Genomic DNA, 15963 nt, shown 5'->3' on the forward strand with positions numbered 1-15963 from the left:
CCGGCCGCTCTCGGCCGCACGCGGGGCTTCCCGCGATTCAATACTTTTTGTTTCGGAATAAGCGACCCGGACTGATCTTATCAAACCTTTGGTGTAGGCCTACAGTGACCCTCAACCGCACTATTTCCCGACATTGAGGAGACATTCCATGGCCAAGATGAGAGCCGTAGACGCCGCAGTTCTGGTGCTCGAAAAAGAAGGCATCGATACCGCGTTCGGTGTTCCCGGCGCCGCGATCAACCCGTTCTACTCGGCGATGCGAAAAGCCGGCGGCATCAGCCACGTGCTCGCGCGTCACGTCGAGGGTGCGTCGCACATGGCCGAGGGCTACACCCGCGCCCAACCGGGCAACATCGGCGTGTGCATCGGCACGTCGGGCCCCGCCGGCACCGACATGATCACCGGTTTGTACTCCGCGCAGGCCGACTCGATTCCTATTCTGGCTATCACAGGCCAGGCGCCGCGCGCGCGTCTGTACAAGGAAGACTTCCAGGCCGTCGATATCGAATCGATCGCCAAGCCGGTCACCAAGTGGGCCGTGACCGTGCGCGAGCCGGCGCTGGTGCCGCGCGTGTTCCAGCAGGCGTTCCACCTGATGCGCTCGGGCCGTCCGGGCCCGGTGCTGGTCGATCTGCCGATCGATGTGCAGCTCGCCGAAATCGAGTTCGACATCGACACGTACGAGCCGCTGCCGGTCTATAAGCCGAAGGCGACCCGCAAGCAGATCGAGGCAGCGCTCACGCTGCTCAACGATGCCGACAAGCCGTTGATCGTGTCGGGCGGCGGCGTGCTGAACGCCGTGGCCGAAGACCTGCTCGTGAAGTTCGCCGAAACGGTCGGCGTGCCGGTGATCCCGACGCTGATGTCGTGGGGCGCGATTCCCGACGACCATCCGCTGATGGTCGGCATGGTCGGTCTGCAGACCTCGCATCGCTACGGCAACGCGACGATGCTCGAGTCGGACTTCGTGCTCGGCATCGGCAACCGCTGGGCCAACCGTCATACCGGCAGTGTCGAGGTCTATACGAAGGGCCGCAAGTTCGTGCACGTCGATATCGAACCGACGCAGATCGGCCGCGTGTTCGGCCCCGATCTCGGCATCGTGTCGGACGCGAAGGCCGCGCTCGAACTGTTCGTCGAAGTCGCCAGCGAATGGAAGGCCGCGGGCAAGCTGAAGGATCGCAGCGCGTGGGTCGCCGATTGCCAGGAACGCAAGCGCACGATGCTGCGCAAGACCCACTTCGACAACGTGCCGATGAAGCCGCAGCGCGTCTATGAAGAGATGAACCAGGTGTTCGGCCGCGATACCTGCTACGTGAGCACGATCGGCTTGTCGCAGATCGCCGCCGCGCAGTTCCTGCACGTCTACAAGGCGCGCAACTGGATCAATTGCGGCCAGGCCGGCCCCCTCGGCTGGACGATTCCGGCCGCGCTCGGCGTGCGGGCGGCTGATCCGCAACGGCCGATCGTCGCGCTGTCCGGCGACTACGACTTCCAGTTCATGATCGAGGAACTCGCGGCCGGCGCGCAATTCAAGCTGCCGTACGTGCATGTGGTGGTGAACAACTCGTACCTCGGGCTGATCCGCCAGGCGCAGCGCGCGTTCGAGATGGACTACTGCGTGCAGCTCGGCTTCGACAACATCAACTCGCCGGAGATGGAGGGCTATGGCGTCGATCACGTCGCGGTGGCCGAAGGTCTCGGCTGCAAGGCGATCCGTGTGTTCAAGCCGGAAGAGCTGAAGCCCGCGCTGCAAAAAGCGCAGTCGATGCTTTCCGAGTTCAACGTGCCGGTGATCGTCGAAGTGATTCTCGAGCGTGTGACGAACATCTCGATGGGCACCGAGATCAACGCGATCAACGAGTTCGAAGAACTCGCGGAAAAGCGCGAGGACGCGCCGACGGCTATCAGCCTGCTCGACTGAGCGTAGCCCGTTCGCGGCACCTGCAGCATTCAGCGCGCACGATGCGCGAGGGCCGAGCCTGTGCTCCGCGCCCTCGCCTCATCGCAACCAGCGCGCCGTTCCCTGACCGACCTGAGAGACCTACGCACCATGCCGAAATTCGCAGCGAATCTGACGATGCTGTTCAACGAAGTGCCGTTCCTCGACCGTTTCGCGGCCGCGGCCAATGCCGGCTTTCACGCCGTCGAATTCCTGTTCCCGTATCCGTATTCGATCGCCGAATTGAGAGAGCGTCTGCAGCAGAACCGCCTGAAGCTGGTGTTGCACAACCTGCCGGCGGGCAACTGGGAAGCCGGCGAACGCGGCATCGCGTGCCTGCCCGATCGCGTCGCCGAGTTTCAGGAAGGCGTCGGCCGCGCGATCGAATACGCGAGCGCACTGAAGGTGCCGCAGCTGAACTGCCTCGTGGGCATCCCGGGCGCGAACGTCGATGCCGACACCGCCCGCGCGACGATCGTCGACAACCTGCGCTTTGCCGCGGCAGAGCTGAAGAAGGCCGGCATCCGGCTGCTCGTCGAGCCGTGCAACTCGTACGACATTCCGGGCTTCGCGCTGAACCGTTCGCGCGACGGACTCGACGTGATCCGCGAGGTCGGCTCGGACAATCTGTTCCTGCAATACGACATCTATCACATGCAGCGGATGGAAGGTGAACTCGCGGCGACGATCGAAAAGAACCTCGCGCAGATCGCGCACATCCAGCTCGCGGACAACCCGGGCCGCCACGAACCGGGCACCGGCGAAATCAACTATCCGTATCTGTTCGCGCTGCTCGACTCGCTCGGGTACGACGGCTACGTCGGCTGCGAATACAAGCCGCGCACGACGACCGAGGCCGGCCTCGGCTGGGTGCAAAACGTGGCCGGTCAGGCTCGCGGCGCGGCGCATGCGGCGGCTTGAGGCCTCGTAGGGATCGTCACGACTCCCTGAAGCGCCTCACGCACGCCCCCTATAACCCTGGAGATTCACACACATGGCAAAGATCGGCTTCATCGGACTCGGCATCATGGGCGCGCACATGGCGCGCAACCTCATCAAGGGCGGTCACTCGCTGTTCGTGAACGGCGCGTATCCGGTGCCGGACGACATCGCGAAGAGCACGAGCGTAGCCGCCAGTTCGACCGCGGTCGCGCAGGCCGCCGATATCGTCATCATCATGGTGCCGGACACGCCGGACGTCGCCAACGTGCTGTTCGCCGATGACGGCGTCGCCGCGGGTCTGACGAAGGGCAAGCTCGTGATCGATATGAGCTCGATCTCGCCGCTCGACACGCAAGCGTTCGCGAAGAAGATCAACGCGCTCGGCGTCGACTATCTCGATGCACCGGTGTCCGGCGGCGAAATCGGCGCGCGCGACGCCTCGCTGACGATCATGGTCGGTGGTCCTGAGAAGGCGTTTGCGCTGGCCAAGCCGCTGTTCGAACTGATGGGCAAGAACATATCGCTGATCGGCGACAACGGCGCGGGCCAGACCTGCAAGGTCGCGAACCAGATCATCGTCGCGCTGAACATCGAAGCGGTCGCCGAAGCGCTGCTGTTCGCGGCGCGCTCGGGCGCCGATCCGGAGCGCGTACGGAAGGCCCTGATGGGCGGCTTCGCGGCTTCGCGGATTCTTGAAGTACACGGCGAGCGCATGACGAAGCGCACGTTCAATCCAGGCTTCCGGATCGAGCTGCATCAGAAGGACCTGAATCTCGCGCTCGATGGCGCACGCAAGCTCGGCATCGCACTGCCGCATACCGCGAGCGCGCAGCAGCTGTTCAGCGTCTGCGCCGCGAACGGCGGCAAGGCGTGGGATCACTCGGCGATGGTGCGCGCGCTCGAAATCATGGCGAATTTTGAAGTCGCGCAGACGCCGGATAGCAAGGAAGCGAAGGCGGCTTGAGGTCTTCGTGATTCCGCTTTAGTTCAGCTTGCCGTTGATTCCGCCGGTTGCCGCCTCGGCATCGGCGACGTCACGGTGAGCACAGGTGGGGCGCCCGTTCGTCGCCCGGCAACTTGGGTTGCCGGCGCGGCGCAACGGGCAAATCGCGCCGCTCTGGGCTGAGAGCGGCAAGTGGGGTCCGCAGCGGCACCCGTCGACGACGAGGAAGCCTTGGTCGGTCAGACGTCGTCGTCGGGTGTCCGGCTGTCGGATTCGCCAATCAATACGTATCGAACACCTTCTGCAGCGCAGCCGGCGCCGTATGGCCCGCGGCCAGCGCCAGCATCAACAGCACCCTCGCCTTGTACGGATTCAGCGAACCCGCGCTGACGAATCCGAGCGCATCGTCGGCGGCCGCGCCGTTGCGCATCACATGCCCCGAACCTACGCGCGACGAGCGCACTACCGCCACGCCGCGCGACGCGGCATCGGCCAGCGCCTGCTGCAACGACTGGTGGATCGAGCCATTGCCCGTACCCGCCACGACGATGCCGGCCACGCCTGCGGCGACCAGCGCATCGATGGCGATCCGCGACACACCCGCATAGCTCGTGACGATCTCCACCTGCGGCCACGCCGCATCGATCGCGAATTCGCTCTTGACGGTATGCGCGCGCACCACGCCGCGCTGGAATTCGACGCGGCCATCCTGGACCCAACCGAGCGCGCCAATCTCCGGCGACTGGAACGCATCGACCGCATAGGTGCTCGTCTTCACGACGTCGCGCGCGCTATGAATCCGGTTGTTGAACGCGACCAGCACGCCCTGCCCGCGCGCCGCCGCGTGCGCGGCGACCGTCACCGCATTCAGCAGGTTCAGCGGGCCATCGGCCGATAGCGCCGACGCGGGCCGCATCGCCGCAGTCAGCACGACCGGCTTGTCCGACTTGACGGTCAGATGCAGCAGGTAGGCGGTTTCTTCGAGCGTATCGGTGCCGTGCGTGACCACCACGCCGTCGACGTCGTCCGTCGCGAGCAGCGTGTTGATGCGTTGCGCGAGCGTGGTCCATAGCGGCATCGCCATGTCCTTGCTGTCGACGCTGGCGATCTGCTCGGGCGCGATCCGCGCGAGCGTGGACAACGCCGGCACCGCCGCGAGCAACTGATCGACGCCGACGACGCCCGCTTGATAGCCAGACGTATTGGCGGCATCCGGGGCCGCGCCGGCGATCGTGCCGCCGGTCGCGAGCACCGCGATGCGCGGCAGCGCCGGCGCGGTGCTATGGCCGGGGGGAATCGGGAGAGAGGGAAAAGTCGAGGTATTCATGGCGGCGATTGTAAGCGATGCGCTACGCGCCACCATGCGTGGAAAACCGGACGCAGGCTCGCCCCGCGTCCGCGTACGCAATATGTGGGCGGGCCTGAATCCCATGCGGCGTCCAACTGCACTCATCCGCACGAGGATTGACGACGGACATCGCTAAACGGCGGATATTTGATGAAACCCACGGGGCTCCCCCTTTCCATCATCTGTCCCCCTGCCAAGATTTCTTGCGTAGCCACTCTTTCCGCGATGACAGGCAGTACCGCCATCTCTCATGCGTTGCGGCGTTCAAATACCGGTCAGCCCCAATTCGGACAGGACCGATTTTCGTCCAATCTCAAAAATATAGACTGAACCCAGTTACAGAGATTTGCAAAAGACCAGCCTCCGGTTGACTCGACAGAATCTCGTCGGTGCTTACTGCGGCCATGAGATTGCGGGAACGCAATCACCCCTGCTTTTGCGCCTGATATTGAACAGCAAAGATTGGTAACGGCGATTTGAAAATAGTTCGCATAACTACCTTTTCTTTAAACATCGAAAGGAATGATGTCATGAACAAGTCGTATATCACTGTTTGGAATGAAACACTTGGTGCGTGGGTGGCAGCTTCTGAAATCGCTTCGGCGAACGGAAAGCGCAGCAAGTCTCGCCGCGTGTTGACTTCGGCGCTGGTAACGGCCGCTGGCATCGCTGCGCTGGCTAGCGCACCATCCGCAATCGCGGGAGGCGCGTTGCAATTGTGTGGCGGATCGGCCGGAGGAATGGCGGGCGGAACAGCCGGAAGCGGCTATTCCTATGGAGCCGGATCGGCAGGTGGCAATGCTCTGGTTTGCGCCGGCACTGATGCCCAGTTCAGCCTCAATAACGCTGGCCAAGCCGATGGCAGCAGTGGGCTTTTTGCAGCAACGGCACGCGTCACCGGTTATAGCGACGGGCTTCTTGAATTAAAGGGCGACGGCGGTATCTCGATGCTGGGACAGGTGCAGATGAACGGCAACACGCTGACCGGGCTTTCCGCAGGCGCGATAAGCGCAACTAGCACGGACGCGGTCAATGCCAGCCAGTTGTACGGCACGGCATCGAGCGTGGCCCACGCACTGGGTGGCGGCTCGACCGTGAACCAGGACGGTACGGTCAGCGCGCCGAGTTACAGCGTGGGCGGTACGATGGTGCATAGCATGAGCGATGCGGTCAGCAACATCGACGGCCGTACAACCCAGAACACGGGGGACATCGCACAAAACACGAGCGACATCACGAACGTGCAGAACCAGCTGGCGGATGGCTCGATCGGCCTGGTGCAGCAGGACTCGACCAGCAAGGCCATCACGGTGGCCAAGGGTCTGGACGGCACGACGGTGGACTTCAGTGGCACCGACGGCGTGCGCACGCTGAGCGGCGTGAAGGCCGGTGCGCTGAGCGACACCAGCAACGAAGCGGTGAATGGTTCGCAGCTGCACGCGACCAACCAGAACGTGACGACCAACACGGCCAGCATTGCAACCAACGCGACGAACATTGAGGCGAACACGACGAACATTTCGGCCAATTCGACGAACATCGCGGCCAACAAGACGGCGATCACCAGCATCGACGGCCGCGTGACCAACATGGAAGGCTCGGTCACGAACCTGACGCAGCAGCTGGACGGCGGCAGCGTCGGCCTAGTGCAGCAGGACTCGACCAGCAAGACCATCACGGTGGCCAAGGGTCTGGACGGCACGACGGTGGACTTCGGCGGCACCGACGGGGTGCGCTCGCTGAGCGGCGTGAAGGCCGGTGCGCTGAGCGACACCAGCACCGAAGCGGTGAACGGTTCGCAGCTGTACGCGACCAACCAGAACGTGACGACCAACACGTCCAGCATTGCAACCAACGCGACGAACATTGAGGCGAACACGACGAACATTTCGGCTAATTCGACGAACATCGCGGCCAACAAGACGGCGATCACCAGCATCGACGGCCGCGTGACCAACGTGGAAGGCTCGGTCACGAACCTGACGCAGCAGCTGGACGGCGGCGGCGTCGGCCTGGTGCAGCAGGACTCGACCAGCAAGACCATCACAGTGGCCAAGGGTCTGGACGGCACGACGGTGGACTTCGGCGGCACCGACGGCGTGCGCACGCTGAGCGGCGTCGCGGACGGCGCGGTTGCCCCGGGCAGCAAGGAAGCCGTCAACGGCAGCCAGCTGTACGCGCACTCGGCGAGCGTGGCTGCTGGTCTGGGTGGCGGTTCGACCGTGAATCCGGACGGCACGATCAGCGCACCGAGCTACAGCGTAGGCGGTACGACGGTGCATAGCGTAGGCGATGCCGTCACCAACCTGGATGACCGGGTGACGCAGAACACCACGGACATCACGAAGCTGCAGAACCAGGTTGGTGATGTCGGCACGCAACTGTCAGGCGCGGTGCAGTACGACCGTAACGTCGACGGTTCGGTGAACTTCGGTTCTGTGACGCTGGGTGGAGGCCTGAGCGCGGGTCCGGTGGTCCTGACCAATGTCGCGAACGGCACGAGCCAGTTCGACGCGGTGAACTACGGCCAGCTGTCCGCGTTGCAGGATCAGGTGACGGATCTCAACGGCCAGGTGAAGGACCTCGGCTCCCAGGTGTCTAACATCCAACCGGTCACCCCGGATGTTTCGTCCTCGGACAGCAACACTGCTGCAGTGGACAATGCAGCGACGCCGGGTACCGGTGTGGGTAGCACGGTCGTCGGGGCAAACGCCAGCGCCGTATCGGACAACGCGGTGGCAGTGGGCACCAATGCGGCGGCGACCGGCGCCAACTCGACGGCGATCGGCACGGGCTCGCAGGCTGGCAATGCGAACTCGGTGGCGTTGGGTCAGGGTTCGGTGACGGATCGCGATAACTCGGTGTCGGTTGGATCAGTGGGTAACGAACGCCAGATCACCAACGTCGCAGCGGGTACGGCGGAAACGGATGCAGTCAATGTGGGGCAGATGAACAGCTCGGTCGCACGGGGCGTTCAGCAGGCCAACGACTACACCGATCAGCGTTTCAACGCCACCACCCAGGCGATCAACGACGTCGCGAAGAACGCCTATGCCGGTATCGCAGCAGCGATGGCAATGCCGAACATGACGCCGTCGGGCCCGGGCAAAACGATCGTCGCCGCAGGTGGGGCGACGTATAAGGGTGGCAGTGCCGCAGCAGTAGGCGCCACGTACCGCTCACGTAACAGTAAGTGGCTGGTGAATGCTGCGGTGTCGGTCACGTCGACGGGCGACGCTGGCGTACGTGCGCAGGTTGGCTACGAGTTCTAAGAGCCATGTCACGTAAAAGCCAGAAAGTCCGTTGATCCAATAGTTGTATAGCGGGGTGTTTTGAAAGAGTCTTGCCAGGAACGGCAAGACTCTTTTTTTTGCCCATCTTGCGGGCTCTAAGCCGCCTCGCGCAACTGCGCCGCGATATCGGCTTCGTTCAACTGCGGCGCGAACATCTCGATCAACCGATACGCGTATGCGCGCAGGAACGCCCCCTTGCGCAACCCGACACGCGTCGTGCTCGCCTCGAACAGATGCTGCGTATCGAGCGCGACGAGTTCGGTGTCGCGCTTCGGATCGTAGGCCATCGCCGCGACCACGCCGATACCCATGCCGAGTTCGACGTAAGTCTTGATCACGTCGGCGTCGATCGCGGTCAGCACGACATCGGGCAACGCGCCCGCTTTCGCAAACGCCTGATCGATGTGCGAGCGGCCAGTGAAGTCCTGGTCATAAGTAACGATCGGGAATTCGGCGATCTCGTCGAGCGTCAGATTCACACGGCCGACGAGCGGATGATCCTTCGGCACCACCACCACGTGATGCCACGAATAGCACGGGAACGTCACGATGTCGGGGAAGCGGTCGAGCGCTTCGGTCGAGATGCCGATATCCGCCTCGCCGTTGATGATCATCTGCGCGATCTGCTGCGGGCTGCCCTGGCGAAGCGCCAGATGCACTTTCGGGAACACCGACGTGAACTGTCGGACCACCTTCGGCAGCGCGTAGCGCGCCTGCGTGTGGGTGGTCGCGACGACGAGGTGGCCGCTGTCCTGATCCGCGTACTGGCGGGCGACGCGGCGCAGATTCTCCGCATCGAGCAGCATCCGCTCGATCAACTGATGCACGGCCTTGCCCGGCTCGGTGAGGCCGGTCAGCCGCTTGCCACGGCGGATGAAAATATCGACCCCGAGTTCGTCCTCGAGATCCTTGATCTGCTTCGATACGCCCGACTGCGACGTGTACAGCACGTTCGCGACTTCAGTCAGGTTCATGTTCTGCCGCACTGCCTCGCGAACGAAGCGCAATTGCTGGAAATTCATCGTTATGTCTCCGGTTCTGCCAGAGTTGAGTTATTGGAGCCGCGAAGTGAAACCACCCAGTCCGGCTGATGCGATTCTCTCTTGTCTTGAGCGCTGTACGTCAGCGCCGCCCTCTCACTGCGCCGGAAACACGCGCAGCGCGCGCGGCACCGCGGTCACGCCGTCGCCGACCGCGAGTTGCAGATCGCGCCACGTTTCGCGATCGAGTTCGGCTTCGAGCAGATTGCCCTCGCGGCCCGCGAGCTCCACTCGCACCGAACCGCCGAGCGTCACCACGCGCCGCACGTCGACGACGATGCCCTCGCGATGCCCGGCCGCCTGCGGATACAGCTGCAGATCGTGCGGCCGCACGTAAGCGAACGCCGGGCCGTTGAAGCCCGCGGTGACAGCGACCGGCAGAGCGGCACCATCGACCACGAAGCCTTGCGCATCGACGCTGCCGTGCAGACGATTGGCCGCACCGAGAAACTCGTAGACGAACGGCGTCTGCGGATGGTCATACACCTCCTGCGGACTACCCACCTGCTCGACATGCCCGCGATTGAGCACGACGATCCGATCGGCCACTTCGAGCGCTTCTTCCTGATCGTGCGTAACGAAGATCGTCGAGATATGCAGATCGTCGTGCAGGCGGCGCAGCCAGCTGCGCAGTTCCTTGCGCACCTTCGCGTCGAGCGCGCCGAACGGCTCGTCGAGCAGCAGCACCTTCGGCTCCACGGCCAGTGCGCGCGCGAGCGCGATGCGCTGACGCTGGCCACCCGAAAGCTCCGACGGATAGCGCTGCGCGAGCCAGTCGAGCTGCACGAGCTTCAGCAGTTCGTGCACCTTCTCGCGAATCACCTGCTCCGACGGACGTTCCTTGCGCGGCTTCACACGCAGCCCGAACGCGACGTTCTCGAACACCGTCATATGACGGAACAGCGCGTAATGCTGGAATACGAAACCCACTTCGCGCTCGCGCGCGCCGACCGTCGCGACGTCCAGGCCTTGCAGTTCGACCTGGCCGCCGTCCGCGTATTCGAGGCCGGCGATCACCCGCAGCAAGGTCGTCTTGCCGCAACCCGACGGCCCGAGCAGCGCGACGAGTTCGCCCGGCGGAAAATCGAGCGAGACGTTGTCGAGCGCGACGAAATCGCCGAAGCGCTTTTGCAGGTTACGAACGGTGATACCCATTTACAGCTCTCCTTGCTTGAGCGGATGTCGCTGCGACGCAGGCGTGGCGTTGACGAAAATCGAACGGGAAACGGACTGCGCGCCACTGGCCTGTGAAACACCCGTCGGCACCGGTCCCGCATGCGCGGGCACCTCGCGCGCCGCCGACAGTTCCGCCGACATATGGCGCTCAGCCAGCAGCTTGAGCCCAAGCGTCACGAGCGCGAGCAGCGCGAGCAGCGACGCCACGGCGAACGCGGCCGAGAAGTTGTATTCGTTGTAGAGGATTTCGACGTGCAGCGGCATCGTGTCGGTCTGCCCGCGAATATGGCCCGACACGACCGACACCGCGCCGAACTCGCCCATCGCGCGCGCATTGCACAGAATCACGCCGTACAACAGACCCCATTTGACGTTCGGCAGCGTGACGCGGCGAAACGTCTGCCAGCCCGAGGCGCCGAGCACGTGCGCGGCTTCTTCCTCGTCGTTGCCCTGCGCCTGCATCAGCGGAATCAGTTCGCGCGCGACGAACGGGAACGTGACGAAGATCGTCGCGAGCACGATGCCAGGCACCGCGAAGATGATCTGCACGTTGTGATCCTCGAGCCACGGACCGAACCAGCCTTGCGCGCCGAACATCAGCACGTAGACCAGACCCGAGATCACCGGCGATACCGAGAACGGCAGATCGATCAGCGTGGTCAGTAGCGCCTTGCCGCGAAACTCGAACTTCGCGATACACCACGACGCCGCGAGGCCGAACAACAGGTTCAGCGGCACCGCGATCGCCGCGGTGATCAGCGTGAGCTTGATCGCCGACAGCGCATCCGGATCGGCGAGCGCTTCGAAGTAAAAACGCAGCCCCTTGTTCAGCGCCTGATAGAACACCGCGGCGAGCGGCACGACCAGAAACAGCGCGAGAAACAGCAGCGCGACGCTGATCAGCAGCCAGCGCACGACGGGCGACTCACTGACCGGATCGGGGCGACGCGCGACGCCCGCCGGATTCATCGGAACGCGGCTCATTGCACACCTCCACCGATTGCGGCGACGTTCGTGGCCACCGGCGCGGGCCCTGCGCTGCCGCGGCTCGTGCGCCGCTGCAGATACCACTGCAGCATGTTGATCAACAGCAGCATCAGGAACGACACGACCAACATCACGACCGCGAGTGCCGTGGCACCGGCATAGTCGTATTGCTCGAGCTTCGTGATGATCAGCAGCGACGTGATCTCCGACTTCATCGGCACATTGCCGGCGATGAAAATCACCGAACCGTATTCGCCGAGCGCGCGCGCGAACGCGAGTGCGAAGCCGGTCAGCAGCGCCGGGAACACAGCCGGCAGCACGACGCGGCGAAACGTAAGCCAGCGCGATGCGCCGAGGCACGCGGCCGCCTCCTCCTGCTCGCGCTCGAACTCCTCGAGCACCGGCTGCACGGTGCGCACGACGAACGGCAGGCCGATGAACGTCAGCGCGACCAGCACGCCGGCCGGCGTGAACGCGATCTTGATTCCGAGCGGCGCGAGGAACTGGCCGATCCAGCCGTTGCCCGCGTACACGGCCGCGAGCGAAATGCCCGCGACCGAGGTGGGCAGCGCGAACGGCAGATCGACGATCGCATCGACGATGCGCTTGAACGGGAACGTGTAGCGCACCAGCACCCACGCGACCAGAAAGCCGAACACCGCGTTGATCAGCGCGCCGCCGAGCGCCGAGAAAAACGTCAGCCGATACGACGCGAGCACGCGCGGCGACGCGACCGCGCGCACGAACTGGTTCCAGTCGAGCGTGGCGGTCTTCAGGAAGGTAGCCGCGAGCGGAATCAGCACCACGAGGCTCAGATACGCCACCGTGATGCCGAGTGTCAGGCCAAAGCCGGGCAATGCGCTCGGCTTGCGGAAGGTCAACGTGGTCATGCTGGATACTCGTTCATGGTTGATGCTCGCGTGGCTGTTGGGCGAAAACGCGCCCATTGGGGCGCGCCCTCTTGCCTCTGCCGATGATTCAGGCAGCGCTCGTTACTGCGGCTGATAGATCGAATCGAACACGCCGCCGTCCGCGAAATGGGTCTTCTGCGCGTTGGCCCAGCCGCCGAACGAATCGTCGATCGTGTACAGCTTCAGCTTCGGAAACTTCGCGGTCAGATCGGCGGGCACCTTGTTCGAACGCGGCCGATAAAAATTGCGCGCGGCGATCTCCTGGCCCTCCTCGCTATACAGGAAGTTCAGGTACGCCTCGGCGAGCTTGCGCGTGCCGTGTTTGTCGACGACCTTGTCCACCACCGCGACCGGCGGCTCGGCCAGAATGCTCACCGACGGCACGACGATCTCGAACTTGTCCGGACCGAACTCCTTCAGCGACAGGAACGCCTCGTTTTCCCACGCGATCAGCACGTCGCCGATACCGCGCTGCACGAAGCTCGTGGTCGCGCCGCGCGCGCCCGAATCGAGCACGCCGGCGTTCTTGTACAGCTTGCCGACGAACTCTCTCGCCTTCTGGTCGTTGCCGCCCGGCTGATGCGCGGCGTACGCCCACGCGGCCAGGTAGTTCCAGCGCGCGCCGCCCGAGGTCTTCGGATTCGGCGTCACGATCGACACGCCCGGCTTCACCAGATCGTCCCAATCCTTGATGTGCTTCGGGTTGCCCTTGCGCACCAGAAACACGATCGTCGACGTGTACGGCGCTGCGTTGTCCGGCAGGCGCTTCTGCCAATTCCTGTCGACGAGCCCCTTGTTCGTCAGCGCGTCGATGTCATAGGCGAGCGCGAGCGTCACGACGTCGGCCTGCAGACCGTCGAGCACCGAGCGCGCCTGCGCGCCCGAGCCGCCGTGCGACTGCTTGAAGGTGACGGTTTCGCCGGTCTTCGCTTTCCATTCTTTGGCGAACGCCTGATTGACGTCCTGATACAGCTCGCGCGTCGGATCGTAGGACACGTTCAGCAGCGTGGTGTCGGCGTGCGCGACGCTGCTTGCGCCGAACATGCCGAGCGCACTCGCCGCGCCGACGGCAAGCGCCGCGATCAGTTTTTGGGTTCGAGCCGCAAGCCCCGTATGCCGATGGTTCATCTCAGTTTTTCTCCGCGTGATGGTCCGCTGATAAGCGTCTGGTGTTGTTCTGCGTCGCGGTCACGTGCACATGAGCGCCAACTCGGAGGCCAGTCTATCGAAGGGCTTTCATCATTAAAAATAATGTTTCTTCATTTTTTAATGCTCAAAAGTGGTAACGGCAGAGGCGCCGCCTGTTCGAACGTCACAAACGCTGCGATGTAGCCGATCAGCGACGCCGCAGCGCACCCCTCGCGTCGAACTTAAAGTAAAGCTTGAAATGCGCCGAATACTGTATAAAAATACAGTCACCTGTTCATACATACAGTGGCCATGACAAAACTCACCGCACGACAGCAGCAGGTTTTCGATCTGATCCGCCGCGCGATCGAACGCACCGGTTTTCCGCCCACGCGCGCCGAAATCGCCGCCGAACTCGGCTTCAGCTCGGCCAATTCCGCGGAAGAACATCTGCGCGCGCTGGCGCGCAAGGGCGTGATCGAACTCGCAGCCGGCGCGTCGCGCGGCATTCGCCTGCTGTCCGGGCAGGACGATGCGCCACACCAGTTCACGCTGCCGCATGCGGGGCTGATGCAGTTGTCACTGCCGCTGATCGGCCGGGTCGCGGCGGGTAGCCCGATCCTTGCGCAGGAACATATCTCGCAGCACTACGCGTGCGATCCGGCGCTGTTCTCGAGCAAGCCCGACTACCTGCTGAAGGTGCGCGGCCTGTCGATGCGCGACGCGGGCATTCTCGACGGCGACCTGCTCGCTGTGCAAAAGCGCAGCGAAGCGAAGGACGGCCAGATCATCATTGCGCGGCTGGGCGACGACGTGACGGTCAAGCGTCTGAAGCGCCGGCCGAACGGCATCGAGCTGATCGCCGAAAACCCCGATTACGACAACATCTTCGTGGAAACCGGCAGCGCGGATTTCGCGCTCGAAGGAATCGCGGTCGGGCTGATCCGCCCCAGCGAGTTCTGATCTTTCGCTGTCGCCGGAACGCTCGCGCCGGATTGTTCAACCCAAGCCGCATTTTTGCCCGCATTTATTGCCCGCAAATAAGCCGCGCATTTAAGCCGCACCGTCTGGAGAGACTCATGGAACGCCTTGCCCGCCTGCTGCCTTTTCGCCAGTTCGGCCGTCTGCGCCATCTGCGCAAGCTCACGCCCTGCGCACTGCTCGAGGCGCCCGCGGCGCGCACGGCGTCGCTGTTCGACGCGCCTGCCGAAGCTTCTGGTCTGCCGTCGTCGTTGCCGGCGTTCGCGCGCGTGTCGCTGAATTCGGCGCTGAACATCGCCGAGCCCGCGCGTCGCGCACCGGTGCGGGTCTATCATGGACCGTCGCGACTGATCATGGTCGGCACGGTCGACGCCGTATGCCGTATGATCGATCGTTGCATAGCCGACGAAGCCAACGTGCACGGCGCGGTGTTCGAAGCCTGAGCGAATCCTGAGCACGCATGCAATAAGCACTTCGGATGTTCAGAAATTCGCGTGGAATGGGATCGTTTCGACCTCGCCGTGGTCGACGTTAGATCATCACTAACGTGGAGTCCCATTCAATGCCAATTCCGAAACGCATACAGGGTAGCGCCACCCGGCCGTTGCTGATCACGCTGATCGTGGTGATCGTGATTGCCGTGCTGGGGTTTATTTATGCGTCACCGTATCTCGCGGTGAACAATCTCAAACGCGCGGCGGATGCGCGCGACGTGCAAACCGTTAATCAGTACGTGGACTTTCCCGCGCTACGCGATAGCCTGAAGCAGCAGGTGGGCGCCATGCTGACGCGCCGGCTCGAGGCGGATGCCGGCAACAAGTTGGCCACGATCGGCGCGGTGATCGGCGTGACACTGATCGGCCCGCTCGTCGATGCCTATGCAACACCCGACGGCGTCGCGGCGTTGCTGAACGGGATGCCGCCGCGTGGCACGCCGGGCGAGCAACCAGCCGCGCCACCAGCCGCGGGTGGCGAAGCGCCAGCCGCACCCGCCGCGGGCGACACCACCACTCAGGCAAGTGCGCCGCCGCCCGGGCGTCAAAGCACGGCCGGCTATCGCAGTCTCAACGAATTTGTCGTCACGTACCGGCGTGGCGAAGGCAACGCGAACTATTCGGCCATCTTCCGTCGCGAAGGTCTGGTCACGTGGAAGCTCGCGGCGATCAATCTGAACGAGTGAGATTCAAGCCCTAAGCTGATCGGATACGCGGGCTGGCCATTGCGGCCAGCCGCGTGCCGGATTCATTCGCATGTCGACCACGGTGGGGACAC

Annotated in this window: 12 protein-coding genes and 2 pseudogenes; 8 read left to right on the top strand and 6 right to left on the bottom strand. The window is 63.7% G+C overall.

Annotated features, from left to right (window positions below; translation table 11 throughout):
* The first annotated feature begins 148 nt into the window (after positions 1-148).
* The 3 genes from gcl (at position 149) to L0U84_RS11170 (ending at position 3848) form a co-directional block, all read left to right on the top strand.
* A complete protein-coding gene (gcl, locus tag L0U84_RS11160) occupies positions 149-1924 on the top strand; it encodes a glyoxylate carboligase (RefSeq protein ID WP_233849866.1) in 1776 nt (591 codons plus the stop codon).
* Between the two features lie 129 nt (positions 1925-2053).
* The gene (gene otnI, locus L0U84_RS11165; protein ID WP_233849867.1) at positions 2054-2863 is read left to right on the top strand and encodes a 2-oxo-tetronate isomerase; all 810 of its coding nucleotides are present in this window, start codon (positions 2054-2056) and stop codon (positions 2861-2863) included.
* Between the two features lie 73 nt (positions 2864-2936).
* Positions 2937-3848, top strand: a complete 912-nt coding sequence (locus tag L0U84_RS11170) for a 2-hydroxy-3-oxopropionate reductase (RefSeq protein WP_233849868.1) — start codon at positions 2937-2939, stop codon at positions 3846-3848.
* A gap of 259 nt (positions 3849-4107) precedes the next feature.
* On the opposite strand, the gene L0U84_RS11175 is transcribed toward L0U84_RS11170, so the two are convergent.
* Positions 4108-5154 carry an asparaginase gene (locus L0U84_RS11175; RefSeq protein WP_233849869.1) on the bottom strand — a complete coding sequence of 349 codons (1047 nt, stop codon included), beginning with the start codon at positions 5152-5154 and terminating at the stop codon, positions 4108-4110.
* A 551-nt stretch (positions 5155-5705) separates the two neighbouring features.
* Between L0U84_RS11175 and L0U84_RS44220 the strand changes: the two are divergent.
* Together L0U84_RS44220 and L0U84_RS11185 are read left to right on the top strand one after the other, a co-directional pair.
* Positions 5706-5786 (top strand): annotated as a pseudogene (locus L0U84_RS44220) (ESPR domain-containing protein); the annotation flags it as partial.
* 369 nt (positions 5787-6155) lie between these two features.
* Positions 6156-8447, top strand: a pseudogene (locus tag L0U84_RS11185) (YadA family autotransporter adhesin); the annotation flags it as partial.
* A gap of 116 nt (positions 8448-8563) precedes the next feature.
* Here L0U84_RS11185 and L0U84_RS11190 read toward each other — a convergent pair.
* The 5 genes from L0U84_RS11190 to L0U84_RS11210 form a co-directional block, all read right to left on the bottom strand.
* A complete protein-coding gene (locus L0U84_RS11190) occupies positions 8564-9490 on the bottom strand; it encodes a CysB family HTH-type transcriptional regulator (protein WP_233849872.1) in 927 nt (308 codons plus the stop codon).
* Between the two features lie 114 nt (positions 9491-9604).
* A complete protein-coding gene (locus L0U84_RS11195) occupies positions 9605-10663 on the bottom strand; it encodes a sulfate/molybdate ABC transporter ATP-binding protein (RefSeq protein WP_233849873.1) in 1059 nt (352 codons plus the stop codon).
* Positions 10664-11668, bottom strand: coding sequence for a sulfate ABC transporter permease subunit CysW (gene cysW / locus L0U84_RS11200; protein WP_233849874.1), 1005 nt, complete (start codon positions 11666-11668; stop codon positions 10664-10666).
* Entirely contained in the window at positions 11665-12561 is an 897-nt protein-coding gene (gene cysT, locus L0U84_RS11205; protein WP_233849875.1) for a sulfate ABC transporter permease subunit CysT, read from the bottom strand. Before cysT ends, cysW begins: the two co-directional genes overlap by 4 nt.
* Before the next feature lie 102 nt (positions 12562-12663).
* A complete protein-coding gene (locus tag L0U84_RS11210) occupies positions 12664-13710 on the bottom strand; it encodes a sulfate ABC transporter substrate-binding protein (RefSeq protein WP_233849876.1) in 1047 nt (348 codons plus the stop codon).
* Positions 13711-14022: 312 nt separating this feature from the next.
* Between L0U84_RS11210 and lexA the strand changes: the two genes are divergently transcribed.
* The 3 genes from lexA to L0U84_RS11225 all read left to right on the top strand — a co-directional run bounded on the left by lexA (position 14023) and on the right by L0U84_RS11225 (position 15871).
* On the top strand, positions 14023-14673 hold the full coding sequence (gene lexA / locus L0U84_RS11215; RefSeq protein WP_233849877.1) for a transcriptional repressor LexA: 651 nt from the start codon (positions 14023-14025) through the stop codon (positions 14671-14673).
* A 116-nt stretch (positions 14674-14789) separates the two neighbouring features.
* Positions 14790-15134 (top strand): hypothetical protein, encoded by a 345-nt coding sequence (locus L0U84_RS11220; protein WP_233849878.1) that lies wholly within the window; start codon positions 14790-14792, stop codon positions 15132-15134.
* Positions 15135-15253: 119 nt separating this feature from the next.
* Positions 15254-15871, top strand: a complete 618-nt coding sequence (locus L0U84_RS11225; RefSeq protein WP_233849879.1) for a DUF2939 domain-containing protein — start codon at positions 15254-15256, stop codon at positions 15869-15871.
* Positions 15872-15963: the final 92 nt, after the last annotated feature.

Source organism: Paraburkholderia sp. HD33-4, from assembly GCF_021390635.1.
Lineage (GTDB): Bacteria > Pseudomonadota > Gammaproteobacteria > Burkholderiales > Burkholderiaceae > Paraburkholderia.

Bases quoted from the DNA above. Each gene is read 5' to 3' on its own strand.
- L0U84_RS11195 (WP_233849873.1), bottom strand. From the start codon at position 10,663: ATGGGTATCACCGTTCGTAACCTGCAAAAGCGCTTCGGCGATTTCGTC.
- cysW (WP_233849874.1), bottom strand. From the start codon at position 11,668: ATGAGCCGCGTTCCGATGAATCCGGCGGGCGTCGCGCGTCGCCCCGAT.
- L0U84_RS11190 (WP_233849872.1), bottom strand. From the start codon at position 9,490: ATGAATTTCCAGCAATTGCGCTTCGTTCGCGAGGCAGTGCGGCAGAAC.
- lexA (WP_233849877.1), top strand. From the start codon at position 14,023: ATGACAAAACTCACCGCACGACAGCAGCAGGTTTTCGATCTGATCCGC.
- otnI (WP_233849867.1), top strand. From the start codon at position 2,054: ATGCCGAAATTCGCAGCGAATCTGACGATGCTGTTCAACGAAGTGCCG.
- L0U84_RS11175 (WP_233849869.1), bottom strand. From the start codon at position 5,154: ATGAATACCTCGACTTTTCCCTCTCTCCCGATTCCCCCCGGCCATAGC.
- L0U84_RS11210 (WP_233849876.1), bottom strand. From the start codon at position 13,710: ATGAACCATCGGCATACGGGGCTTGCGGCTCGAACCCAAAAACTGATC.
- cysT (WP_233849875.1), bottom strand. From the start codon at position 12,561: ATGACCACGTTGACCTTCCGCAAGCCGAGCGCATTGCCCGGCTTTGGC.
- L0U84_RS11170 (WP_233849868.1), top strand. From the start codon at position 2,937: ATGGCAAAGATCGGCTTCATCGGACTCGGCATCATGGGCGCGCACATG.
- L0U84_RS11225 (WP_233849879.1), top strand. From the start codon at position 15,254: ATGCCAATTCCGAAACGCATACAGGGTAGCGCCACCCGGCCGTTGCTG.
- gcl (WP_233849866.1), top strand. From the start codon at position 149: ATGGCCAAGATGAGAGCCGTAGACGCCGCAGTTCTGGTGCTCGAAAAA.
- L0U84_RS11220 (WP_233849878.1), top strand. From the start codon at position 14,790: ATGGAACGCCTTGCCCGCCTGCTGCCTTTTCGCCAGTTCGGCCGTCTG.